This window comes from Streptomyces catenulae, assembly GCF_000718015.1.
Lineage (GTDB): Bacteria > Actinomycetota > Actinomycetes > Streptomycetales > Streptomycetaceae > Streptomyces > Streptomyces catenulae.
This window is the reverse complement of the sequence record NZ_JODY01000015.1, coordinates 138,369-163,065: the sequence shown is the minus strand read 5'-3', so window position 1 is coordinate 163,065 and position 24,697 is coordinate 138,369. Positions and strand designations below refer to the sequence as shown.

General features: G+C 75.9%; 17 protein-coding genes and 1 tRNA gene. 9 read left to right on the top strand and 9 right to left on the bottom strand.

Annotated elements, in window-relative coordinates; translation table 11 throughout:
* Positions 1 to 400: 400 nt before the first annotated feature.
* Positions 401 to 598, top strand: a complete 198-nt coding sequence (locus IF23_RS0115650; protein WP_030284010.1) for a helix-turn-helix transcriptional regulator — start codon at positions 401 to 403, stop codon at positions 596 to 598.
* A 64-nt stretch (positions 599 to 662) separates the two neighbouring features.
* Here IF23_RS0115650 and IF23_RS34955 read toward each other — a convergent pair whose 3' ends face one another.
* The 3 genes from IF23_RS34955 to IF23_RS0115635 all read right to left on the bottom strand — a co-directional run bounded on the left by IF23_RS34955 (position 663) and on the right by IF23_RS0115635 (position 2,357).
* Complete coding sequence (locus tag IF23_RS34955; protein WP_030284009.1) at positions 663 to 929, bottom strand: hypothetical protein; 267 nt, start codon at positions 927 to 929, stop codon at positions 663 to 665.
* A 353-nt stretch (positions 930 to 1,282) separates the two neighbouring features.
* Positions 1,283 to 1,918, bottom strand: coding sequence for a hypothetical protein (locus IF23_RS35600; RefSeq protein ID WP_030284007.1), 636 nt, complete (start codon positions 1,916 to 1,918; stop codon positions 1,283 to 1,285).
* Positions 1,919 to 2,284: 366 nt separating this feature from the next.
* A tRNA-Arg gene (locus IF23_RS0115635) sits at positions 2,285 to 2,357 on the bottom strand.
* Between the two features lie 302 nt (positions 2,358 to 2,659).
* Here IF23_RS0115635 and IF23_RS0115630 point away from each other — a divergent pair.
* From IF23_RS0115630 to IF23_RS0115600, 7 genes are all read left to right on the top strand, one after another.
* On the top strand, positions 2,660 to 4,426 hold the full coding sequence (locus IF23_RS0115630; RefSeq protein ID WP_078654001.1) for a GTPase domain-containing protein: 1,767 nt from the start codon (positions 2,660 to 2,662) through the stop codon (positions 4,424 to 4,426).
* Positions 4,423 to 6,510 carry a GTPase gene (locus IF23_RS31245; RefSeq protein ID WP_051739593.1) on the top strand — a complete coding sequence of 696 codons (2,088 nt, stop codon included), beginning with the start codon at positions 4,423 to 4,425 and terminating at the stop codon, positions 6,508 to 6,510. Before IF23_RS0115630 ends, IF23_RS31245 begins: the two co-directional genes overlap by 4 nt.
* A 154-nt stretch (positions 6,511 to 6,664) precedes the next feature.
* On the top strand, positions 6,665 to 7,420 hold the full coding sequence (locus IF23_RS0115620) for a single-stranded DNA-binding protein (protein WP_425423841.1): 756 nt from the start codon (positions 6,665 to 6,667) through the stop codon (positions 7,418 to 7,420).
* A 420-nt stretch (positions 7,421 to 7,840) separates the two neighbouring features.
* Complete coding sequence (locus tag IF23_RS0115615) at positions 7,841 to 9,235, top strand: LAETG motif-containing sortase-dependent surface protein (RefSeq protein ID WP_030284000.1); 1,395 nt, start codon at positions 7,841 to 7,843, stop codon at positions 9,233 to 9,235.
* Positions 9,236 to 9,537: 302 nt separating this feature from the next.
* Entirely contained in the window at positions 9,538 to 11,202 is a 1,665-nt protein-coding gene (gene ettA, locus IF23_RS0115610; RefSeq protein WP_078654000.1) for an energy-dependent translational throttle protein EttA, read from the top strand.
* A gap of 4 nt (positions 11,203 to 11,206) precedes the next feature.
* Positions 11,207 to 11,641 carry an acyl-CoA thioesterase gene (locus tag IF23_RS0115605; RefSeq protein WP_037678273.1) on the top strand — a complete coding sequence of 145 codons (435 nt, stop codon included), beginning with the start codon at positions 11,207 to 11,209 and terminating at the stop codon, positions 11,639 to 11,641.
* A complete protein-coding gene (locus IF23_RS0115600) occupies positions 11,638 to 12,381 on the top strand; it encodes a DUF8185 domain-containing protein (protein WP_030283995.1) in 744 nt (247 codons plus the stop codon). The genes IF23_RS0115605 and IF23_RS0115600 overlap by 4 nt, the downstream gene beginning before the upstream one ends.
* A gap of 33 nt (positions 12,382 to 12,414) precedes the next feature.
* Here the strand turns inward: IF23_RS0115600 and IF23_RS0115595 are convergent, their stop codons facing one another.
* The 4 genes from IF23_RS0115595 to IF23_RS0115580 form a co-directional block, all read right to left on the bottom strand.
* Positions 12,415 to 13,398, bottom strand: a complete 984-nt coding sequence (locus tag IF23_RS0115595) for an ABC transporter ATP-binding protein (RefSeq protein WP_051739596.1) — start codon at positions 13,396 to 13,398, stop codon at positions 12,415 to 12,417.
* 83 nt (positions 13,399 to 13,481) lie between these two features.
* Positions 13,482 to 16,157, bottom strand: coding sequence for an FtsX-like permease family protein (locus IF23_RS35400; RefSeq protein ID WP_030283992.1), 2,676 nt, complete (start codon positions 16,155 to 16,157; stop codon positions 13,482 to 13,484).
* Position 16,158: 1 nt separating this feature from the next.
* Entirely contained in the window at positions 16,159 to 19,497 is a 3,339-nt protein-coding gene (locus tag IF23_RS0115585; RefSeq protein WP_030283991.1) for an FtsX-like permease family protein, read from the bottom strand.
* 119 nt (positions 19,498 to 19,616) lie between these two features.
* Entirely contained in the window at positions 19,617 to 20,021 is a 405-nt protein-coding gene (locus IF23_RS0115580; RefSeq protein WP_030283989.1) for a globin, read from the bottom strand.
* A 62-nt stretch (positions 20,022 to 20,083) separates the two neighbouring features.
* Between IF23_RS0115580 and IF23_RS0115575 the strand changes: the two genes are divergently transcribed.
* A complete protein-coding gene (locus IF23_RS0115575) occupies positions 20,084 to 21,103 on the top strand; it encodes a methyltransferase domain-containing protein (RefSeq protein ID WP_030283987.1) in 1,020 nt (339 codons plus the stop codon).
* Between the two features lie 37 nt (positions 21,104 to 21,140).
* Here IF23_RS0115575 and IF23_RS32650 read toward each other — a convergent pair whose 3' ends face one another.
* Both IF23_RS32650 and IF23_RS0115565 read right to left on the bottom strand, forming a co-directional pair.
* A complete protein-coding gene (locus IF23_RS32650; RefSeq protein WP_342667923.1) occupies positions 21,141 to 22,472 on the bottom strand; it encodes an FHA domain-containing protein in 1,332 nt (443 codons plus the stop codon).
* Positions 22,473 to 23,523: 1,051 nt separating this feature from the next.
* Positions 23,524 to 24,660, bottom strand: coding sequence for a PP2C family protein-serine/threonine phosphatase (locus IF23_RS0115565; protein ID WP_030283984.1), 1,137 nt, complete (start codon positions 24,658 to 24,660; stop codon positions 23,524 to 23,526).
* Positions 24,661 to 24,697 lie beyond the last annotated feature (37 nt).

Sequence of the window (24,697 nt, the reverse complement as noted above, 5' to 3'; positions counted from 1 at the left end):
AGAAGGGAAAGCGTTCCCGGTGCCGAAGGAAGCAAGCTACAACACGCCCATGCCGCTGATTCCCTCGAATCCAGCCTGGCGGGAAGGTCGCCACCGGGACTGCCGTGCCCGCCCGCACCTGCCCCCGATGCTGCCGTTCGTACCAGCTCGCCGCCCATGCCGCGGCACTTCAGGGCCTTCCTGCACCCCGTTCCCCCTACCGGGCCCAGGCAGAGCGGGCGAAATATAGCCGACGATCGCCGGTTGGCCAAACCGGCGATTCTCCGGACCATTGAATTCCTCGGACGGCGCTTCCTGCCGCCCTCCGGTAACCCGCTCCATCCGTACGAGGAAACACTTGCCCCGATCTCCGATATCCCCTTCCCGAAACTCCCTCCGCGTCGAGGAGGCGGGACGCTCGATGAAGGGCGCCACCCGCTCGCGCGACAAACTGACCGTGGACGAAATCTGTGCCGAACTTCAGATCTCCCGGTCGACCTTCTACGACTGGCGCCAGAAAGGCCGGGCGCCCCGCTGCGTGAAACTCCCGAACGGCAGCCTGCGTATCCGCCGCAGTGACCTGGAAAACTGGCTCGCCGACTGTGAGGGAGCCGCGTGACCAACCGGTCCTACAACGTCCGGTTCCGTAAGACCGAGGTCTACAAGGGGAAGCGCGGCACTACCTACACCGTGCGCTGGTCGGTCAACGGCCAGCGGCACGGCGAGGCGTTCAAGACGAGCGCGGCGGCCGAGTCCTTCCGCGCCGCACTCCTCGTCGCCGCCAACAACGGCGAGCCATTCGACCGGAACACCGGTCGGCCCGTCTCCCACGGAGCATCCGTAGCCGGAACCACCTGGTACGACTTCGCCCTGCAGTACGTGGACATGAAGTGGTCCCGGATCTCGGCGAACAACCGGGTCAGTACCGCGAAGGCGCTGACCAAGGCCACGCTCGTGCTCCTGCGGACCGAGCCCGTGCAGTACGAGGGTGTGCGTCCGCAAGACGCTGCGGGAGTACGCCTTCAACAAGAAGCGGCGGGACGAGGCCCCGCCCGAGTACCGGGCGATCCTGGCGTGGGTCCGGCGCAACTCACTGCCGATGAGCGCCTGGGAGGACACCAAGCACGTCGACGCCGTCCTGCAGGCGCTCGACACCGTGCTCGACGGCACGTCGGCCGCCGCCAGCTCGGCGAAGCGGTACCGTCGCATCCTGAATGTCGCCCTGGAGTACGCCGTCCGCCAGAAGGCCCTCCAGGCCAACCCCCTACCCACAGGCAAGAGCGGGCACCCCGCGCCGAAGACCTCAGGCGCCGTCGACAAGCGCTCCCTGCTCAACCCCCACCAAGTCGCAGCGCTGCTCACCTGGACCGCGGCCCGCCCCCGAACCGGCCACCGGCTCACGGCGTTCTACGCCACCCTCTACTACGCCGGTCTGCGCCCCGAGGAAGCGGTCGCCCTGCGGATCGAGGACGCCGTCCTCCCCGCGACCGGCTGGGGCGAACTGCGTGTCCACACCGCCGAGCCCGAGGTCGGCGGCCACTGGACCGACGACGGCGAGGCCCACGAGACCCGCACCCTGAAGGGCCGCGCGTCGGGCGACACAAGGATCGTCCCGGTCCACCCCGCCCTCGCGGCGATCCTCCGCGCCCTCATCGCCCGCGGCCAGCTGAAGCCCGGCGGTCTCCTCTTCCCGGGCGAGAAGGGCGGTCTCCTCGCCGGCTCCGTCTACCGGCGGGCCTGGGCCAAGGCCCGTGAGGCGGTCCTGCCCGGGCACGAGTTCCGCTCGCCGGTCGGCAAGCGCTTCTACGACCTCCGGCACACCTGCCTGACCAACCTGGCTCAACAACGGCATCCCGCCCGCCCAGGTCGCCGAATGGGCCGACAACAGCGTCCCCGTCCTGCTCTCCACGTACGCCCGCTGCGTCACCGGCCAGATCACCGAACTCCAGCGGCGCATCGAAGGCCCGCAGAAGCTGCCCGGTGCCCTGCCTCACCTGGGCACGGCGAAGGGACGAGGTCGTTGAGTGCAGCGCCGTTCCAGCGGTGGGCGGAGGAGGGGCCTTCGGCGGTCCTGATCGCCGAATCAGTGCCGGGTCACGCGTCTTCGCGCTGGGAACCAGGGCCGCAGCGGGCGGCCCGAATTTCGGGCCGTTTTCGGGCCGAACGGCCGCCGGAGGCCGCCTTCGACCGGCCTCAGCCGGACATTCCAAGGCGGCGGTGGACCGGTCACGGAAGAGGCTCGCAATACCGGAAAACAGCCCCCGACCAGCAAAAAGACCCTCCCGAAGGAGGGTCTGTCCTGGAGTGCCCCCGGCAGGACTCGAACCTGCGGCCAAGTGCTTAGAAGGCACCTGCTCTATCCGCTGAGCTACGGGGGCCGGTGGTGGACGTGGATCACGGACCGCGGACAAGGATAGGGGTCCGGGTGCCTCGTCCCGGTTGCTTCACCTCCGTGGCACGTTGTGGAGATTCCGTGAAGCGGTCCCGATAATCGCAGGCGGGTACGAATCCTGCACCGGTTTTGGCCACTCCGGCGGCGGCTGTTGTGCAGTCGTTATGCCTGTCGGTCGCGCGCCTCGATCGTCTCATGCGCGGCTCGTACCGTTCTGTGGTGGTTTTTATGGCACGCACACAGGTGTATACGCTTCAAAAACCCAATCAAATTGGGCATTCTGCACATGTGGCGACCTTGGACGTACGACCCCGACTCATCGACGCCCTGTCCGTACTGCGCGACCGCGTCGACGCCGCACGCTTCCCGCTGCCCCTGAGAGGCGCGGCCCGCGCCCGGCGCAGCAGGGACGAACTCCTCGCCCAACTCGACGACTACGTCATGCCGCGGCTGCGCGCCCCCCACGCCCCGCTCCTCGCCGTCATCGGCGGCTCCACCGGCGCCGGGAAATCGACCCTCGTCAACTCCCTCGTCGGCCGACGCGTCTCCGAAGCGGGCGTCCTGCGCCCCACCACCCGCACCCCCGTCCTCGTCTGCCACCCCGACGACCTGCACTGGTTCGCCGGACGCCGCGTCCTGCCCCACTTGGCGCGCCTCTGGGTGCCCGAACAGGAAGGCCCCGCGCCCGCCACCCGCGAGCCCCGGCGCACCCAGACCCGCACCACACCCCCGTACCCCACCTACGGGGCAAGCGGAACGCACCGCACCGGCGACACCCCCCTGGGCGACGACACCGCACCCGGACGGTACGAACCCCCGCACAGCGCCCGCGACGAATCCGCCGTCCCCACCCTCCGCCTGGAGACCGACCCCGCCCTCCCCGCCGGACTCGCCCTCCTCGACGCACCCGACATCGACTCCCTCGTCGCCCGCAACCGCGAACTCGCCGCCGAACTCATCTGCGCCGCCGACATCTGGGTCCTCGTCACCACCGCCGCCCGCTACGCCGACGCCGTCCCCTGGCACCTCCTGCGTACCGCCAAGGAGTACGACGTCACCCTCGTCACCGTCCTCGACCGGGTGCCGCACCAGATCGCCACGGACATCTCCGCCCGCTACGCCGCCCTCCTCCAGCGCGCCGGACTCGGCCACGTCCCCCGCTTCACCATCCCCGAACTCCCCGAATCCGCAGGTCGCGGCAGCGGACTGCTGCCCGCCACCGCCGTCGCCGCCCTCCGCGACTGGCTCGCCCGCCACGCCCAGGACCCACCCGCCCGCACCGCCGCGGCCGACCGCACCACCACCGGGGTCATCGCCTCCTTCCGCAGCCGCCTGCCCGCCCTCGCCGGTGCCGCCGCCGCCCAGCACGCCGCCGCACTGCGCCTCGCCGCCCGCGTCGAGGAGACCTACGGCGAAGCCGCCACCCGCGTACGGCGCGAGATCGCCGCAGGTGAGGTGCTCTCCGGCGACGCCCGCGCACACTGGCGCGACCACGCCCTCGGCGGGCGCCCCGACGACCTCCTCGACGCCCTCACCCACGGCCTCACCGCCCTCCTCACCTGCGCCGTCGAACGCGCCGATGAACGCACCGCCGACGCCTGGCGCCGCGACCCGGCCGCCGCCGACATCGCACCGACCGCCGCCGCGGGCGCCACCGGCACCCCCGACCGCCTCGGCGTCGCCGTCCGCCGCTGGCGCCGCTGCCTGGAAGAACTCACCGAGGAGGAGATCCGCGAGGCCCGCGGCGGACGCGCCGCCCAACGGCCCGGCTCCGTCACCCCCGACGAACCCACCGCCCTGCTCGCCACCGCCCTCCTCGGCGGCGACCGCGCCCGCGCCGCCGCCGAACGCCTCGCCACCCTCCTCGGCGCCCGGAGCACCCTCCACCTCCACGACCGCGGCACCCGCCTCCTCACCGCCCACCTGGACCGCGCCCTCACCGCCGAACGCCAACGCCGCCTCACCCCCCTCGAACGGCTCGCCGTCCCCCCCGACCAGCAGGCCGAACTCATCGCCGCACTGTCCGTACTGCAGAGGGAGAAGGTGACCGGATGAACGGGGCGAGCCGACCCGGCGACGTTCCCGACGGGCCGGACCCGGCGGCCGCGCACCCCGCACCGTGCGGGGCGTGCGGGCGCACCGGTGGCTGCCCCGCCTGCCGGACCCGCGGCGCACCCACCGACGAGCCCCCGGCCGCCGTGCCCCCGGGACCCGCCCCCGAGGACCACCGGCCCTGGGCGGCGGGCACCGTGGTCTGCACCGACGGCAGCCTCGTCACCGGCGCCACCGCCTGGGACGACGGCCTCATCGCCCGCCGCGCCCCCGCCACCGCACCCCGCGACCCCGCCCGCCGACGCCGCCTCCCCACCCCCTGGACCCCGGACGACACCGACCGCCGACCGCTCCCCGAAGGCGGCCGCATCGGCGCACAGTGGGACGGCGCACCCCCCGCCGACCCCCCGGGCACGGACCCCGCGCCGACCGGACCCGCACCCCACGACACCCACCGGGACCCCGCGTACGCCCCCTACGCGGACGCCCCGTACGGCTGGGCGCTCCCCGACACCGGACGCCACCACCCCGGCGACACGCTCCAGGCCCGCCTGGACGCCCTGCGCCAGATGATCGTGCTCTCCCGCACCCGCCTGGACCGCACCACCCTCGACGAGGCCGGACAGGTCCTCGACGCCGCCGACGAACGCCGCCGCCTGTCCACCCGGCACACCGTCGTCGCCATCGCCGGAGCCACCGGAAGCGGCAAATCCTCCCTCTTCAACGCCCTCGCCGGGGCACCCCGCTCCCGCGCCGGGGCCCACCGGCCCACCACCGGCGAACCCGTCGCCTGCGTCTGGAGCGGCGGCAGCCCCGGCGCCGAAGGGCTCCTCCACCGGCTCGGCGTCCCCCCGCACCGCCGCCACACCCCCGCCCGCGACGCCACCGGACTCGACGGACTCGTCCTCCTCGACCTGCCCGACCACGACTCCGCACAGACCGGCCACCGCGAACAGGTCGACCGGCTCCTCGCCCTCGTCGACGCCGTCATCTGGGTCGTCGACCCCGAGAAATACGCCGACGCCGTCCTGCACGAGCGCTACCTCCGCCCGCACGCCGGATACGCCGAGGTCACCTTCGTCGTCCTCAACCAGATCGACCGGCTGCCCGGCGACGCCGCCGACCAGGTCGTCGACGACCTGCGACGCCTGCTCGACGACGACGGCATGGCGCTCGGCGAACACGGCGAACCGGGCGCCACCGTCCTCGCCCTCTCCGCCGCCACCGGCACCGGCGTCGGCGAACTGCGCGACACCCTCGCCCGGTTCGTCGCCGACCGCGGCGCCGCCGACCGCCGCCTCGCCGCCGACCTCGACGCCGCCGCCGGTCGCCTGCGCCCCGCCTACACCACCCAGGGCCGCGTGACGCTCACCGCACCGGCCCGCCGCGCCTTCGACGACCGGCTCGCCGACGCCGTCGGCGCCGCGGCGACCGGCCGCACCGCCGAACACGACTGGCTCCGCCACGCCGAACGCGCCTGCGCCACCCCCTGGACCCGCCTCCACCACCGACGCACCCGCCCCACCACCGGCACCCCGCGCGCCACCGACGACCGCGCCGCCGCCCGCCCCGTCGTCGAACAGGCGGTACGCACCCTCGTCGGCGAGGCGTCCCGCGGACTGCCCGCACCGTGGGCCCAGGCCGTACGGGACGCCGCCGGGCGGGGCGCCGAAGAGCTGCCCGCGGCGCTGGACACGGTCGCCGCGGACGCCGAGGCGGCGCTGCGGCCCGGCCCCGACAGGCCGAGGTGGTGGACGGTGGCCGCCGGGCTCCAGGGGCTGATGTGTGTCCTGCAACTCGTCGGCACGGTGTGGCTGCTGGGGACGCTCGCCGGGCCCGCGGACGTCACCGGATGGCCGGCGGCGCTGGTCGTGGCGGCCCTCGGCGTCCTGGGCGCACCCACGCTGACCTGGGCGTGCGCGGCGGCGGCCCGGGCCCCGGCCCGCCGCCACGGCCAGGAGACGGAGCGCCGCCTGCGCGATGCGGCGGCCCACTGCGGCAGGGCCCATGTCCTCGAACCGGTCGCCGCGGAACTGCTGCGGTACCAGGAGGTCCGGGAGCAGTACGCGGTGGCTTCGGGGAGTTGAGGCGGCGGGCGGGGCCGTCGCGCCTGGAAGTGGGCCGGTGTTGTTCCTCGGACCTTGTGCCGGGGGTGCTGAATTCCCCGTTCGGGCGGGCGAGTTGTCCACATGCGGGTGTGCCGTCCACAGGCCCGGGCGGGGAGCGGCGGAGGCGCGCAGCATGGGAACCGTCCACGGCAGGAACGCCGTGGGACGGCTGCCCGACGAGGGGGATGCGATGAACGACACGATGGTCACGCTGGTGGGGAACGCCGCCACGGCGGTGGAGCACCGGACGACGCCGACGGGCGTACCGGTGGTGCGGTTCCGGCTGGCGGCGACGCCCCGGCGCTGGGACCGGGCGCGCGAGCGGTGGATGGACGGCGACACCAGTTTCTTCACGGTGAAGGCGTGGCGCGCGCTCGCCGACCATGTCGCGGCATCCGTGACGGTGGGCGAACCGCTGCTGGTGCAGGGCCGGTTGCGGGTACGCGAGGGCGAACAGCCCGCGGACCGCGGCGGGCAGCGCTGGCTCGCGGCGGAGGTCGAGGCCGTCGCCATCGGCCATGACCTCACCCGGGGGACCGCCGCGTTCCGCCGCGCGGCACCCCGACCGCGCCCCGAGCCGCAGCCCGGCGAAGGCGGCACACGGGGGAGCGAGTTGGCGCCCGACTGGTCCACGGGAGGCGGCGCGGGGGCGTGGGGGAAGGCGGAGCCGACGGCGAGCGGGGCGCCGAGCGGGGCGCCGGTTGTGACGCCGACCGGGATGTCGGTGCCGAGTCCGTCTGTTGCGGGCGGGAGCGGGGGCGGCGGGAGCGGGGGTGCGGCCGAAGTGGCTGCACGGGCCGGGGGCGGTACGGCGGCGGGCGCGGATGCGGATGCGGCGGATGCGGGTGCGGCGGATGCGGAAGCGCTGGAGGGAGTTGGGGCGGGGTGAGGGCGTAGGGCGGAGGTGGGCGCCGGGTGGGCTCGTGGGCGCGGCGGGCTCACTCGGGGAGTGCGGGCTTCCCCGGGGAGTGCGGATGTCGCTGGGCGGTGGCTGATTGCGGTGCGTACTCGGTGTGGGGGAGTCGTATGCCGGGGGTGGGGTGGGGAGTGGGGGAGGGAGGGGAGGGGGAGGGGGGAATCCCCCCTCCCCGCCGCCGATTTATCGATAAACCCAGCCCCCACGTTCCCCTCTCGATAACGATTGCGATTCGGATCGCTTGCAGGGGTGTGATCCTGGGGACCGGGTTGCGGCTTCTCCCTAGGATCCGACGAGTACTCACGGGGGCTGATCTGTTCAGCTGTTGAGTTGTCTGGGATCTTTCCGGCGAGGCTTCTCCCCACTCGACCGCCTCGCCCAGAGGGGAAATTCATGCTTTCGAGGAAGAGGCGGGGCGCAGCCCGTCTTGCCGCCGCGGTCGTGGCTTCGGGCCTGGTCGCGGCGGGTGCGATAGCCACGGCGGGGCCCGCCGTGGCGGACGAGACGGTCGCTGGGCACGGCGGTGCCACGGCCACGCTCGGTGGACTGAAGGTCTACGACCAGGCGGTCGTGCACGGTGAGGGTGGGGACCAGCCCCTCGGCGCGGGCCTGTTCGAGATGTCCGTGGACAACGGTGGCACGCTGCAGACGTACTGCATCGACGTGCACAACCCGACGCAGCAGCAGGCGAAGTACCAGGAGGTGCCCTGGAGCGCTTCGTCGCTGCACAACAACGCGGACGCGGGCAAGATCCGTTGGATCCTGCAGAACTCGTACCCGCAGGTGAACGACCTGGCGGCGCTGGCGCAGAAGGCCGGTGCGCAGGGGCTGACGGAGAAGACCGCGGCGGCCGGTACGCAGGTCGCGATCTGGCGGTTCTCCGACCACGTCAAGGTGGACGCGGTGAACCCGGCGGCCGAGAAGCTCGCCGACTACCTGGAGCGCAGTGCGCAGAACCTCTCGGAGCCGAAGGCGTCGCTGACGCTGGACCCCCCGGCGGTCTCCGGTAAGTCGGGCAGCCGTCTCGGCCCGGTGACGGTGCACACCAACGCGGACAGCGTCGCGGTGTCCCCGGCGGCGGATCTGCCGTCGGGCGTGAAGATCGTCGGCAAGGACGGCAAGCCGGTCACGGGTGCCGCCGACGGTTCCCAGCTCTTCTTCGACGTGCCCAAGGGCGCGGAGGACGGCAGCACCTCGCTGACCGTGCAGGCGGCGACGAAGGTGCCGGTCGGCCGGGCTTTCACCGGTATCGGTGAGCACGCGAAGAGCCAGACGCAGATCCTGGCCGGTTCCAGCGAGTCGACGGTGTCGGCGGCGGCGACCGCGTCGTGGAAGAAGCAGGGCGCCGTTCCCGCGGTGACCGCGCAGAAGAACTGCGCGAAGGGCGGGGTGGACGTCACCACCACCAACAGCGGTGACGAGGCGTTCCCCTTCTCGGTGTCCGGCAAGGACTACGAGGTCGGTCCCGGTGAGTCGAAGACCGTGACGGTGCCGGTCGGCGAGGACCAGCCGTACAAGATCGCGGTGAAGGGTGCGGGCGGCTTCGAGAAGTCGTTCTCGGGCGTGCTGGACTGCAAGACCGCCGGTTCCGGTGGCGGCAAGCCCACCCCGCAGCCCAGCCCCGCGTCGGTGGGCGGCACCAACGGTGGGAGCAGCACCACCGGCGGCGGTGACCTCGCCGAGACCGGTTCCAGCAGCGCCACCCCGATGATCGCGGGTGTCGCGGCGGTGCTGGTGCTGATCGGCGGCGGTGCGGTGTTCTTCCTCCGTAAGAAGAAGACCGCGTAACACCTCTCCGTGAGCGACGGCGGGCGGCACCCCGGGGACGGGGGGCCGCCCGCCGCCGTGTGCGGGGACGGCCGCGGGCTCCGGGTGCGGGCGGGTCCCGGTGGCGCCGGGCCGGGCGGCGGACCTGCGCTCCCGGGCCGTTCCGCGGGTTTCCGTCCCCGTCCGTTCCCCCACGCGTTTCCGCCAGGGCCGGGCGGTACGGCAAGATGGGTGTATCTGCCCTCGCGCGGCCACGCCGCTTCATGGCCCACGCGGCGGAGCCCCTACAGACCCGCACGATCCAGACTGCCGGACGGTTTCTCTTGGCTGAGTACATCTACACGATGCGCAAGACGCGCAAGGCGCACGGTGACAAGGTCATCCTCGATGACGTGACGCTGAGCTTCCTGCCGGGCGCGAAGATCGGTGTCGTGGGCCCCAACGGCGCCGGTAAGTCCACGGTGCTGAAGATCATGGCAGGTCTTGAGCAGCCCTCGAACGGTGACGCGTTCCTCTCTCCCGGCTACACCGTCGGCATGCTCCTGCAGGAGCCGCCGCTGGACGAGTCGAAGACGGTGCTGGAGAACGTCCAGGACGGCGCCAAGGAGGTGATGGGCAAGCTGAAGCGCTTCAACGAGGTCGCCGAGCTGATGGCGACCGACTACTCCGACGAGCTGATGGAGGAGATGGGCAAGCTCCAGGAGGACCTCGACCACGCGGGTGCGTGGGACCTGGACACCCAGCTGGAGCAGGCGATGGACGCGCTGGGCTGCCCGCCCGGTGACTGGCCGGTCACCAACCTCTCCGGTGGTGAGCGCCGCCGCGTCGCGCTGTGCAAGCTGCTGCTGGAGGCGCCCGACCTGCTCCTTCTCGACGAGCCCACCAACCACCTGGACGCCGAGTCCGTGCAGTGGCTGGAGCAGCACCTCGCGAAGTACCCGGGCACCGTCGTCGCCGTCACCCACGACCGGTACTTCCTCGACAACGTCGCGGGCTGGATCCTGGAGCTGGACCGCGGCCGGGCCATCGGCTACGAGGGCAACTACTCCACGTACCTGGAGACCAAGCAGACCCGTCTGAAGGTCGAGGGCCAGAAGGACGCCAAGCGCGCCAAGCGGCTCAAGGACGAGCTGGAGTGGGTCCGCTCCAACGCCAAGGGGCGGCAGGCCAAGTCCAAGGCGCGTCTGGCGCGTTACGAGGAGATGGCCGCCGAGGCGGACAAGATGCGGAAGCTGGACTTCGAGGAGATCCAGATCCCGCCGGGCCCGCGGCTGGGCAACGTCGTCGTCGAGGTGGAGAACCTCTCCAAGGCGTTCGGCGAGAAGGTGCTGATCGACGACCTGTCGTTCACGCTGCCGCGTAACGGCATCGTCGGTGTCATCGGTCCGAACGGTGCGGGCAAGACCACGCTGTTCAAGATGCTCCAGGGGCTGGAGACGCCGGACGCCGGTTCGATCAAGGTCGGCGAGACGGTCAAGATCTCCTACGTCGACCAGAGCCGCGAGAACATCGACCCGAAGAAGACGCTGTGGGCCGTCGTCTCCGACGAGCTGGACTACATCAACGTCGGCCAGGTCGAGATGCCCTCGCGCGCCTATGTCTCGGCGTTCGGCTTCAAGGGTCCGGACCAGCAGAAGCCGGCCGGGGTGCTCTCCGGTGGTGAGCGCAACCGCCTCAACCTGGCGCTCACCCTCAAGCAGGGCGGCAACCTCCTGCTCCTCGACGAGCCGACCAACGACCTCGACGTCGAGACCCTGTCGTCGCTGGAGAACGCGCTGCTGGACTTCCCCGGCTGCGCCGTGGTCGTCTCCCACGACCGCTGGTTCCTGGACCGCGTCGCCACGCACATCCTGGCGTACGAGGGCGAGTCCAAGTGGTTCTGGTTCGAGGGCAACTTCGCGTCGTACGAGAAGAACAAGGTCGAGCGGCTCGGTGCCGACGCGGCCCGTCCGCACCGTGCGACGTACAAGAAGCTGACCCGGGGCTGACATCGTGCGTCACACCTATGCCTGCCCCCTGCGCTGGTCCGACATGGACGCGTTCGGTCATGTCAACAACGCGGTCTTCGTGCGCTATCTCGAAGAGGCGCGGATCGATTTCATGGACCGGCTGGCGCCGGGGAACGGCAGTGTGTCGTTCACCGGTGGTTCCGTCGTCGCGCGGCACGAGATCGACTACGTCCGCCCGCTGGTGCACCGGCACGCGCCGGTCACCGTCGAGCTGTGGGTCACGAAGATCAGTGCCGCGTCGATGACGGTCTCCTACGAGGTCAAGGACGAGGGGACGCTGTATCTGCGTGCCTCGACCGTCGTCGTGCCGTACGACTTCGAGGCCGAGCGCCCTCGCCGCCTGACCGCGGAGGAGAAGGCGCACCTGAAGGAGTACCTCGACGACGCCGCGCAGACGAAGGGGGCAGTCGCCGGATGACGGTGCTGCGCCTGGCCGATGCCGGGGAGGCGGCGGATCTCGCCGCCTTCCTGGGTCGGCTGCTGCATTACGACAGGGCCGCCGCGGTGCGGTTGCAGGGCGGCGGCGGTGCGCTGGCCGTCTTCGGGCGGCCGCCGTCCTTCGAGGTCCTGGCGATCCGCACGGCGCGGCTCGCCGATCCGCGGGGTCCCGGCGGCCCCGACGGGATGCGGCTGGACACCACCGTCTCGGCCGGTGATCTGCTGGAGGCGATCGATCCGGAGGCCGTCGGGGAGGCCGCCGGTGTGCTGACGGTGCCCGCGGCGGTCACCGGTCCGCCGTGGGCCGGGGTGCTGCCGCCGCGCGGTGGCTGGCGGCGGGTGTCCGGGCTGCCGGGCCCCGAGGCGCTGGGCCGGGCGGTCGCCGCGGCGGTCGCGGAGTTCCGGGCCCGGGACGAGGCGCTGGACCCGCAGGAGCGCACCCGGGCGGCGCGGGACGCGATCGGCCGGGAGATCTGGTCGCGGACGCTCGGCGACACCCGGCTGCCGCTGCGCGCCGTGCACGCCGCGCGCTCCCTCGGTTTTCTGCGTCCGGCGCAGGTCCCGGCGGCGCCCGGCGGCGGGCTGCCGACCGCGCCCGCCCCGCAGCCGCCCGTCCTGCTCGCCGCCGGTGGCTGGCTGCGGCTGTCCACCCCGTACGGGTCGGTGGCGGTACGGGTCGCGGGCCCGGGGCTGTCCGGGCTGACGGTCACGCCCACCTGAGCGCGGGCCGGGCGGCGCCTCTGCGGTGACCGCTCAGGCGCCGGATGCCCCGCCCGGGGTGTTCTCCTCCCCGTCCGTGCGGCTGCGGGCCGCGTCGTCCGCCGTGCGGTCCGGCCAGACGCCGATGTGGTCGCTCTCCAGCTCCAGCAGCACCCGGTGGGCCATGCCCAGGCTCGTCAGATGGTCGGCGGGGAGTTGCAGCCGTCCGGCGCGGTCGAGCATCGCGTACTCGCGGGAGACCAGGGATTCGGCGCCGGTCGCCGCGTCGCGTTCGGTGCGGCGCAGTACCTCCGACGAGGTGCGGCCGTCGCGGATGGCGACGGTGCGGCGGACCTCGTCGGCGACGGTCTGGTCGTGGGTGACGATGACGACGGTGGTGCCCAGTTCGGCGTTGGCGGTGCGGAACGCGGCGAAGACCTGCTCGGCGGTGGCGGAGTCCAGTTCGCCGGTGGGCTCGTCGGCGAGCAGCACCTTGGGGGCGTTGGCGAGGGCGACGGCGATGGCGGCGCGCTGCTGTTCGCCGCCGGACATCTCGTGCGGGCGCCGGTCGCGGCAGTGGTCGAGCGCCAGCATCGTCAGCAGCTCCTCGGCGGCCCGGGGCCGCTCCGCGCGGCGCCTGCGGCCCGCCAGCCGCATCGGCAGGGCGACGTTCTGGAGCGCGGTGAGGTACGGCAGGAGGTTGCGGGCGGTCTGTTGCCAGACGAAGCCGACGGTGTCGCGGCGGTAGGCGAGGCGGTCGCGGGCGCCCATCGTCAGCAGGTCGCGGCCGTCGACGCGGGCGGCGCCCGCGGTGGGGACGTCCAGTCCGGCGAGGATGTTCATCAGCGTGGACTTGCCGCTGCCGGACGCGCCGACCAGCGCCATCAACTCGCCCTCGGCGACCAGCAGATCGAGCCCCTGGAGGGCCTGGACCTCCACGCCGTCGGTGGCGAAGACGCGGACCAGCCGGTCGCAGGCGATCAGCGCGTCATGGCCGTAGGCGGGGCGGTCGCCGCGGGCGGCGGCGCGGCGTTCCAGCTCGGCGAGGCCGACCGGGGCGGCGCCGTCCGGTTCGCGCGGGCCGCCGTCCGGTGTCGCGTCGGGGTGTGCGGGTCGTTCCGTCACAGGTCACCTGCTCTCCGGTCGGGGGACTGCCGTCGTCCGGCCGACCATGTCTGTGCCAGGGCCGCCGCGAGGGTGAGGACGAGGACGCCCGCCGACGGCAGCAGCAGGGTGGCCCCTCCGGAGCGCAGCGGGACGGTGCCGGAGGCGCCGCCGGGCAGCGCCAGCGGGGTGAGGTCGGTCGCCGGGCCCAGCAGCCACAGGGTGACGGCGGCGGTCGCCGCGCCGCCGACCGCGGCGAGGAGGGCCTGCGGCAGCGCCTCCAGGAGCAGCAGCCGCCGCCCCTGCCGCCGGGACATGCCCAGCGCCCGCAACCGGCCGAGCAGCGGCGCGCGGTCGGGGGCCGCGCGCAGTCCGGCGAGCACCAGGGCGAGCAGCGCGTATCCGGCTCCGGCGGCGGTCGCCGCGGCGTAGAGCCGTTCGGCGCCCTGCTGGAGCGGGGCGTCGGCGAGGCGGGCGCGGACCTCGCCGCGGATCACGGTCACCGGGTGGGCGCCGGGCGGGGTGTGGGCGCGGACGGCGGCGCGGAGCGCGGCGGGGTCGGGGGAGGTGCCGGAGAGCAGCAGGGCGGTGGGGGAGGCGTCGGCGTCCGGGTGGCGGTGGTGCACGGCGTCGGCGGCGACCACCAGGAAGTCGCCGCCGGGCAGTGCGGGGGTGTCGGCGCGGACCGCGGCGGGCCGGACGACGAGCGAGCCGGCCTCGGGCTGCAGCGGCATCGGGTCGTGGCCGAAGCGGCGGACGACGTCGGGGGAGACGAGGGCGGGCAGCGGGGCGTCGCCGCCGGGCTCGGCGAGGGTGGTGGGGGCGAACGCGCCGAGGCCGGTGGCGCGGGAGAGCCGGGCGTAGGCGTCGGCGTCGGCGACGACGAGGGTCAGCGGCGGGCCGTTGTCCGGGGCGGGCTGGACCTCGGTGCGGACGGGGACGGCGTCGGTGACGCCGGGGACCTTCGTCAGCGCGGTGCGCAGGGCGGGCGGCAGGGGCCGGTCGGAGGTGATGCGGGCCTCGGCGCCGACGGTGGCCAGGGCGGCGGCGTCCCGGCCGTGGCCGACGCCGGACAGCACCGCGCCACCGAAGGAGGCGCAGGTCAGGGCGGTCAGCAGGGCGAGCAGCGGCAGTCCGGTGGCGGTCCGGGCGCGTCCGGCGCGGGCCAGTGCCAGGAAGCCGGTGAGGCCGCGGCGGCGGGCGGCGGGCCTGGCCAGGGCGCGTAGCGGCAGCGGGTGGAGGCGGAGCAGCAGCAGGGTGGCGATCACCGCGATCAGTACGGGCGCGGCGCTGACGAGGAGGTCCGGGCCGTCCGCCGGGCCGTGGCGGCGGAGCGCGGTGACGGCCGCGGCGGCGAGGGCGACGGTGGTGAGTTCGGCGACGGCGCGGCGGCGGGAGGGCCGGGCGGTGGCGGTGTCGTGGCGGGCCGTGGGGTGCGGGCGCCGGTGGACGTGGGCGGCGCGCAGCGGCAGCACGGCCGCGCCCACCACGGCGACGGCGGTCGCGGCGAGCAGCGGGCCGGTGGCCGGGGCGCCGGGGGAGCCGGGGACGAGGAGGCGGGCGGCGCCCCAGCCTGCCGCGGCGGCGGGCAGCGCCACCGCGCAGGTGCCCGCGGCGAGGCGTCCGGCGAGCCCCGGGAGGGAGGCGCCGCGGGCCCGTAGCAGTGCGAACTCGTCGTGGCGGCGGGCGGCGGCGAGGGCGCCCGCCATGACGAGGACCACGGCGGCGGTGGTGGCGACGGTGCAGGCGGCGACCGCGAGGACCGGGGTGAGGGCGGCCCGGGAGCGTGCGTAGCCCGCGAGGAGGGAGTCGGCGGCGGTGTCGACGACGGTGTCGGGGCCGGTCACCGCGCGGACCGCGGCCAGCGCCGTGCCGTGCTCCAGGGAGGCCAGCCGGGTGCGCAGCGCCGGGACCTGACGGGCGGTGAGGGGCCGCGCGTCGAGCCCGTACCACCAGAACTTCTCCGCCGCGCCGCGGTCCTCGGCGGTGAGCGCGGGGCCGTCCCCGGGTGCCAGCAGCAGCGCGCCGCGCCAGGCGCGCAGCGGGGGGACGCCGTCGGTGGGGGCCAGGTGCGGGGCGGTCAGCAGGTCGTCGAGGGACCAGTAGGCGCCGGTGGCGGCGCGGGGGGTGAGCAGGCCGGTGATGCGGACGGTCAGTGTGCCGGGGTGCAGGGTGTCGCCGGGCCGCAGGTGCAGGGTGCGGGCGGTGGCGGTGGTGACGGCGGCCTCCAGGACCTCGGCGCCGGGTGCGGCGGCGCGCGGCAGGCGGCCCTCGGTGGGCGTGGCGTGGTCGTCGAGTCCGGCGGGGGCGTAGAGGGTGAACGCGGCGGGCGCGCCGTCCGGGCGGGGCAGCTTCGGGTCGGGGGTGGTGAGCGGGACGGTGGTGCGGACGCCGTGCACCGCGTCCCCGGGGGCGAGGGGGATGCCGAGGGTGCGGCGCAGGGCGCGGTCCTCGCGGTCGGTGCGGCGGGGGGCGAAGTCCGTGCCGGGTTCGGTGGTGTCGGTGCGGGAGAGGGAGATCTGGAGGGCGCGCTGTTCGGCGGGGGCGGTGGCGAGGGCCGCGCGGGCGCCGCGGGTCTCGTACGCGTCGACGCCCCCGACGAACGCGGCGGCGAGGAACGCGGTGAGCAGCACCAGCACGCCGAGGACCACGGCGGGGCCGTGCGCGGGGTGCCGGGCGGCGGTGCGGTTCATGTCAGACGCCTCCCCGGACGCGCAGGTCCCGGACGGTGTCGCCGCGCCGCACGGCCACCGCGGCGGTGGTCAGCAGCGGCACCGCGACGACCGCGGCGATCAGCAGCGCGACCTGTCCGCCCGGCAGCTCCACCAGGACCGGCGGGACGGGCCGGTCGGCGTGTTCGGTCAGCACGATCAGCGGGACGACGGCGTGCGTCAGCAGGGCGCCGAGGGCCGCGCCGACGGCGGTGGCCGCGGCGATCAGCAGGCCCTGTTCGGCGACGACCGCGCGGGCCCGGCGGCGCCGGGACGTGCCCAGGGCGCGCAGTACGGCGAACTCCGCGGCGCGGGCGCGCAGCGCGGCGGCGCAGCCGACCGCGAAGCCCGCCGCGGCCAGCGCGACCGCGACGACCGTGGCCGCGGCGAGCGCCGCCCGCGGGCCGCGGCCCAGCGGGTCGCCGTGGAGCGCGGCGGCAATCTCGTCGCGGACCAGGACCTGCCCGGGCTCGGTGTCGCCGCGCCCGCGCAGCGCGGCGGCGGCCCGCGCCGCGTCGCCGCCCGCGGGCCGGATCCACCACTCGGTCGCGGGCAGCGGCGCCGCGTCGTGGTCGGCGAGCGCCTCGTTGACGGCGGCGTAGTCGACGAGGAGCCCGGCGCCGTCGGCGGGCCGGTCGGCGGGCCCGGGCAGCGCCCGTACGGCGCGGACGATACGGGCCCGCAGCGGCTGCCCGTTGACGGTGATGTCGACCGTCGCGCCGGTCTTCGAGCCGCTGGCGCGGAGATAGGCGTCGGTGGCGACGGCGGGCAGCGGGCCGCGCCGGGGGTGGGCGGCGAGGGTGCGGACGGTGGTGACGGCGGCGCCGTAGCCGTCGGCGGGCCGGGCGCCGGTGTCGTAGGTCTGGGCGGCGAGCGCGCCCGGTGGGACGGCGGTGGCGCCGGTGCGGGGGCCGAAGTCCTGGTCGGCGTAGGTGCTCTTGGTGCCGAGGGCGCCGGTCCAGGCCGGTCCGCGGGGCGGGCGCAGGGTGTGGTGGGTGCCGTCGGGGAGGTCGGCGCGGGCGGCGGTGAGGGTGAGCCGCTGGCGGTGGGCGACCGGCGGCTGGGCCGTGGTGGTGGTGAGCCCGGTCAGCCGCAGCGGCCCGACGGGTCGGCCGCCGGATCCGGCCGCGGCGGCGAGGTCGGCGGTGAGGGTGTGCGGCCGCCCGTCGGCGGGGACGCGGCCCAGAGCCAGCGGGTACGGCGCGCCGTGGCCGTCGGTCAGTTGGACGGCGAGGTCGGCGGGGACCGGGCCGGTGTCGTGCGCCGGGGCGCCGGGTGCGGCGCTGAGGGTGCGCAGCGAGCGGAGGGTGACGGTCAGGCGCAGCCGGGCGGTGCGCTCCGGCACGGCCACACCGGGGGCGCCGGGCGGGGGTGCGAGGGCGCGGAGCACGGGGTCGGCGGCGCGGCCCGGCGGGGTGTCGGCGGAGCCGCCGACGAGGTCGCCGCGGAGCAGCAGGGCGCCGGTGGCGGCGCGGGTGTCGAGGGCGAGGAGGGTGGTGCTGTGGCCGTCGGAGAGGTTCAGCGTGGCCTGCCCGGCGGGCAGCGCCGCCGCCACGCCCGGGGTGGCCGCCAGCGCGCCGCCCGCGCCGAACTGCGGGGCGCGGCCCGCCAGGACGCGGACGGCCGAGCCCGCGCGGTGGTCGGCCTGGTCGTCCTGGGAGCGGTCCCAGGAGGCGCGCTGGCCGACGGCGAGCATGCCCAGCGCGGTGGCGAGGACGAGCAGCAGCACCGGACCGGTGGCGCCGGTGGTGCGGCGGCCGATCTGCCAGGCGGCGAGCGCCGCGCCCAGCCCCCGCCCGGCGGCCGCGGCGCGTTCGGCGAGGCGGGCGGCGAGCGGCAGCAGCCGCAGCGTCACCACCGCGCCCGCCAGCAGCGCCAGCGCGGGCGCCGCGACCGGCACCGGATCGATGACCGGCCGCCCGGCGGCGTCCTCGGTCAGCACCCCGCCGCCGTCCGCGGAGTGCTGCCGCAGTTGGACGAAGGCGACCGCGGCGAGGACGAGGAGTCCCAGGTCGGCCCCGGCGCGCAGCGCCCCGGGCGGTGCGGCGAACCGGCGGCGGCCCGGCCGCGCCGCCCCGGTGCGCAGGGCGGGCGCCGCCAGGGTGAGGGCGCAGCCCAGCGCGACGGCGGCGCCGGTGGCCCAGGTGGTGGCGGTCGGCGCGGTGTCCAGCGGCAGCCCGTCGGAGGCGAGGAGCCGCAGCAGCGGGACGGCGAGGAGCGGGGCGGCGACGGCGGCGGGCAGCGCGAGCAGCAGCGCCTCGGCGAGCGCGGCGGCGGCCAGCGTGCGGCGGGCGCCGCCGCGGGCCCGCAACAGGGCGCCCTCCGCGGCGCGTTCGCCGTTCAGCGCCCCGGCGACCAGCAGCAGCGCCGCCCCGGCGAGCAGGATCAGCTGGAGGGCGACGATCAGCACACCGGAGCGGTTGACGAGCAGCGCGCGCCGCAACTCCCCCAGCGTGTCGGGGAGTTCGGTGCTCGCGGTGGCGCGCCCGGCGAACGCCGGATCGGCCATCAGCGCCTTGGCGGCCGGGCGCGCGGCATCGGTCAGCGCGTCCAGCCGCCCCGCGGTCAGGGTGCGGAAGTCGCCGGTGACCAGCCACCCGGCGGACTCCTGGGCGACCCGCCCGCCGCGGAACGCCTCCGGGGCGGTCAGCAGCGGCCCGTAGGTGGTGAACCCGAGGGTGCGCACGCCCCGTCCGCCGAGTTCGTCGAGCTTCCAGTAGGGGTCGGTGCGGTCCTTGGGCCGCCACACGCCGGTGACCTCGACGGTCAGGTCGGGGCCGGAGAGCCGGTCGGTGAGGGTGAGGCGGCGGCCCGGGGCGAGGCCCAGCCGGGTGGCGGCCGCCTCCGGCAGCGCCACCTGGAGCGGCCCGCCGCCGGTGGGCGCCGCGGGCCGGGTGCCCGCGGTGAAGGTGAGGCGGGAGGTGTCGAGGGCGGCGAGCTGGGTGAGGTCCGGGTCACCGCCGCGGCGCGGACGGACGCCGGGCAGTGCGCCGCGGCGTGGGCCGGCGCCGGGCAGCGCGTACGGGCCGGAGCGGACCAGGGTGCGGACGCCGTAGGGCAGCCCGCCGAAGGCCCGGTCGGCGGCGCGGCGCACCGCGCGGTCGGCGGGGGCGGTGGCGTCGGCGGGCAGTTGCGCGGTGACGCGGAGGGCGGCGGCGGGCGCGGCGCGGGTGGCCAGCGCCCGGCGGAGTCCGGCGTCGCCGACGGCGTCCGCGTAGCCGGTGAGGGTGGTCAGGACCGTCGTGGTCAGCAGCACCGCGACGAGCGCGGCACCCGGCAGTAGCCGCTGTGCGCGCAGCCGCGGAATGACGAAGCCGAACACGGGTCCCCCTGCACCGCTCAGCAACCGAACACTGTTCGGATGCTGTCAGAGCGCGGCCCGTACCGTCAGTCAGCTGCCGGGACGTGTCCGGATTGTGACGTACGACGCCACCGGGCCGCTCAGCCCGGGGAGTTGATCATCGTGGCGGCGGCGTACGTGAAGTAGTTCCACAGCTGAGCGGCGTGCTCCTCGGACAGCTCCAGGGAGTCCACCGCGTCCCGCATCAGCCGCAGCCAGGCGTCGTGCGCGGCGCGGTCCACGGTGAACGGCGAATGCCGCATCCGCAGCCGCGGATGGCCGCGGTTCTCGCTGTAGGTGCGCGGCCCGCCCCAGTACTGCATCAGGAAGAGCGTCATCCGCTCCTCGGCCGGACCGAGGTCCTCCTCGGGGTACATCGGCCGCAGCAGCGGGTCGCCGGCCACGCCCTCGTAGAAGCGGCGCACCAGACGGCGGAAGGTCTCCTCGCCGCCGACCTGGTCGTAGAAGGTCAGCTCCGGATCGGTGGTGCGCGGGTCGTCAGTCACCCGTCCATGGTGTCAGACACGCCGACCGGCGCGGGCCGGGTCACGGGGTGGACAGTGGAGGCATGGACCCGGAACGCGACGGCGACCCCGCCGGACCCGCGGCGGCGGCCGCGGCGCGCGGGCGGCTGGTGCGCGGCATCGCCCGCGGCGGCGGGCTGCGCGATCCGCGCTGGCGGGCGGCGTTCGACGCGGTGCCGCGGGAGGCGTTCGTCCCGGTCTTCCACGACAGCGTCCCGGGCGGCCACGAACGGCTGGCGGGCGACGACGCCGATCCGCTGCGCCGGGCCGCCTGGCTGCGCGGCGTCTACCGGGACGTGCCGCTGGCGCTCCGCGTCGACGACGCGGGGCGGCTGGTGTCGTCCAGCAGCCAGCCGTCGCTGATGGCGCGGATGCTGGAGGCGCTGGACGTCACCGACGGCTGCCGGGTCCTGGAGGTCGGCACCGGCAGCGGCTACAACGCGGCCCTCCTCACCCACCGGCTGGGCGGCGCCGCGGTGACCACCGTGGACCTGGAGGAGGAGATCACCGCGGCGGCCCGGGAACGGCTGGCGGCCGCCGGGTACCGGCCGACCGTGGTGACCGGCGACGGGGCGCTCGGCTGCCCTTCGCGCGCCCCCTTCGACCGGATCCTCGCGACCTGCTCCCTGGGCGCGGTGCCGACCGCCTGGCCCCGGCAGTGCGCGGCGGACGCGGTGATCCTCGCGCCGCTCGGCACCGGCCTGCTGAAGCTGCGGGTCGCCCCCGACGGCCGCGCCGAGGGCCGCTTCCTGCCGCTCCCGGTGTACTTCGTCCCGCTGCGCACCCCGGGCCCGGCGGCCGGTGCCGACGGGGAGTACGAGGCGGACGCGGTGGGGCTGGGCCGGCCGCGCCAGGCGCTGGGCGACGACCGGTTCCGCTTCCTGCTGGGCATCGGCGCGGTCGGGCTGCTGCCGCAGGAGGCGTACGTGCTGTGGCGGCGGGAGCGGCGGCCACGGCGGGAGCGGTACGGCGTGACGGTCGAGGGCGACCGCCAGTGGTTCTGGCTCGACGACCCGTCCGGCCCGTACGCCTGGGAGCTGGGCGGATACCCGAACGGGGCGTGACCGCGCAGGTCACGCCCCGTTCTCCGGTCCTTGGGCCTCAGCCGCGGCGGACGGTCAGCGTCGTCCACGCGCCGACGTGCACCCGGTCGCCCTCGTGCAGCGCGACGGGGACGTACGGCTGGATCGGCTCCTCGGCGAGGTTGAGCGTGGTGCCGTTGGTGGAGTTCTGGTCCACCACGGCCCAGCTGCCGTCCGGCTGCTGCACCAGCAGCGCGTGCTGGTGCGAGACGCCCGGGTCCTCCGGCGAACGGCCCAGGTCGACGTCGGGCGACTCACCGGTGCTGTTGCGCCGCCGCCCGATCGCGATCTGCCCACCGGCCAGCGGCAACTGCTGCTCGGGGCCGTACGACGGGAGGTTGAGCCCCGCCGCCTCCGGGCCGCTGCGCTCCATCATCGCGGCGAAGTACTCACGGTCCGGTGCGATGGCGACGACCCAGCCGTCCCCGACGACCGGCGCCGCGGCCTGCGGCGCCTCCGGAGCCTGCGCCGGACCGCCGCCCCACTGCTGCTCGCCCGGCGGGGGCGGCGGCTGCTGCGGGTCGTACGGACCGGGCTGCTGCGGCGGCACCGGGCCCTGCGGGGCGCCGGGCGGCTGCTGGCCGAACGGCGCCGGGGGCGCGGGCGGCGCACCCTGGGCGTCCGGCGGGCTCAGCGGCCAGTCGTCCCCGGGCTGCTGCGGCGCGGGCTGACCGGGCGCCCCCGGCCGACCGCCGGGCCCGGGGATACCGGGCGGCGGACCCTGCTGCGGCGGCGGGAAGCCGTAACCGTCCTGCGGGCCGGGGCCCGGCGCGGGCGGGAAGCCGTAGCCGCCCTGGGGCGGGCCGGGCTGACCGGCGCCGACGGGCGGGGCGAACGAGGCGGGCGCCTGCCCGGCGAAGGAGAAACGGCACTCCTCACAGGCGGGCGCACCCGCGGCCCGCGGCGTACCGCACTGCGGGCACGCCTCGGGCGCACCCTGCTGCTCGCCACCGGGCGCGGGCGGAAAACCGGGACCGCCCTGCGGCTGCCCGGGACCGCCCTGCGGACCGGGACCCGGCGGGGGCGGGAAACCGTAGCCACCCTGGGGACCACCGGGACCGGGCGCACCCGGAGGCGGCGGGAAGCCCTGACCGCCCTGGCTACCGCCGGGCGGCGGCGGGAAGCCGGGAGCGTCCTGCGGGCCGCCGGGCGGGGGCGGGAAGCCGGGAGCGTCCTGCGGGCCGCCGGGCGGCGGCGGAAATCCGGGGCCGCCCTGCGGTGCGGCGGGCGGCGGGAAGCCGTAGCCGCCCTGCGGGGGACCGTCCTGCGGGGGCGGGAAGCCGTAGCCACCCGGAGGCGGCGGGGTCTGGCCCGGGGGCGGGCCGGTCGGCGCACCCGGGGGCGGCGGCACCTGGCCACCCTGGGTACCACCGGGTGGCGGGGGGAAACCGGGAGCGTCCTGGTTACCACCGGGCGGGGGCGGGAAACCGGGGGCGTCATGGGGGCCGCCGGGCGGCGGCGGGAAACCCGGACCGCCCTGCGGGCCGGGCGGCGGCGGGAAGCCGGGAGCGTCCTGCGGGCCGGGCGGCGGCGGGAAACCCGGACCGCCCTGCGGGCCGGGCGGGGGCGGGAAGCCGGGGCCACCCTGGGGGCCGCCCTGGGGCGCGGCGGGCGGCGGGAAGCCGTAGCCGCCCTGCGGCGGGCCGTCCTGCGGGGGCGGAAAACCGTAGCCACCGCCCTGGGGGCCGCCCGGAGGCGGCGGCATCTGACCCGGGGGAGGCCCGGTGGGCGCGCCGGGAGGCGGCGGCACCTGGCCGGGCGGCGGGCCGCCGGGCGCGCCCGGCGGCGGACCGGTCTGACCCGGGGGCGGGAAGCCGGGAGCGTCCTGTGGCGGCGGGAAGCCCTGGCCGTCCTGCGGGCCCGGACCGCCCTGGGTGCCGCCGGGCGGGGGCGGGAAGCCCTGGCCGGGGGGCGGCGGCGGGCCGGGGGTTCCGGCGGCCGGGGTGTTGAGGAAGCCGGCGGGCAGGGAGGGCGGCGGGGGGACGGCGCCCGCCATCGGCCGGCCGCACACCTCACACCAGTCCTCGGCCACCGACTGGTGTCCGTTCGGGCAGGTAGGCATGTCGGTTCTTCCCCCTCCGTACCGTCTCCGGCGCTCACGGCCGGTGCTCTCGCTGTCTGACATGGCGTGGGGTGGACCGTCTCACGGCCGCGGCGGGTGCGCCCCGTGCGTGCCGGAGCCGCCGCCCCGTCGCACAGTACCGTTCGCCACCTCGCCACCGCCGCCCGCCTCGGAGCGGGGAGCGCCCGTCACCGGGGCCCCACCGGGCGTCGCGGGTCCCGCCCGCCCCGGGGTGTGGAGTGCGTCACGCGCCACCCGAAACGGTGCCGATCCGACGAATCCGTACGTCCCACCCACGGGTGTCCGCAACGTTTCGCCGGACCGGCACCGGACGGTCGGCTCAGGCGGTCGCCGCGTGCCCCGCCGGTGCCGGGAACGGCACCACCGCGACCGTGACGTTGTCGTGCCCGCCGCCGTCCAGCGCGTGCGTCACCAGCGTCCGGGCGCTCTCCAGTGGCCGGGCGTGCGCGTCGGCGGGCAGCACCGCGGCCATCTGCTCGGCCGACTCCGCGTAGTTCCACAGCCCGTCCGTGCAGACCACCACGACGCCCGGACCGTCCGGCTGGAAGTGCCGGGTGTGCGGCTCGACCTCGTAGGCGTCCGCGCCCAGCCAGCCGGTGATGGCGTGCGCCCGCTCGTCCGCCATCGCCTCCGCCTCGGACATCAGATTGCCCGCGATCATCTGCGCGGCCCACGAGTCGTCCTCGGTCAGCCGGGTCGGCGGGACGCCGCGGTCGTCGGGTACCCAGTAGGCACGGCTGTCGCCGACCCAGCCGACGGTCAGCAGCCCGCCGCCGACCACCGCGCCGACGAAGGTGCAGGCCGGGGCGTTCTCCCGGCGCGGCTCCTGCGGGTCGTCCGGCCCGGCGAGGTCGTTGACCGCCGTCGCCGCCGTGACCACCGCGTCATGCATCGCCCGCTGGGCGTGGACGCCGCGCGGCAGCGACTCCAGCAGCGACTCGCACGCCGCCTCGCACGCCGCGGCCGACGCCTCGTCCGGCCGGGTCGCGGAGGAGACCCCGTCGCAGACGACGGCGACCACGGCGGGCGAACCGTCCTGGAGGGCGGTCGCCGACACCGTGAAGAAGTCCTCGTTGCGGTGGTGGCGGCGGCCGAGGTCGCTGACCGCGCCGACGCCCTCCAACTCCCGCTCCATGTGGTCGCGTTCGCGCGGCTGGGCCTGTCCGCAGCGGGGGCAGCGCCCGGCCGCGTCCACCCCGCCCGCACCGCACAGCACGCACCGGCGGGTACCGCGCACCGGCGTCTGCTCGGCGGCGTCGGCGACCGCCTCGTACCCGGCGACCCGCGGGTCGGTGGCCGGTTGCCGCCCGGCCGCCTCCCCGGTCGGCGCCTCGGGGACCCGGGTCTGCGGGTCGGGCGGCGCCGGAACCCCGGCGCCGCAGCGTCCGCAGCCCGCGCCCTCCTCCTCCGGCGGCTCGCCGCAGCTCGGACACCTGGACGGCCCAGTCACACCCATGTCACACCCACGTCCCGGGGCGGAAACGGTCGGCCCG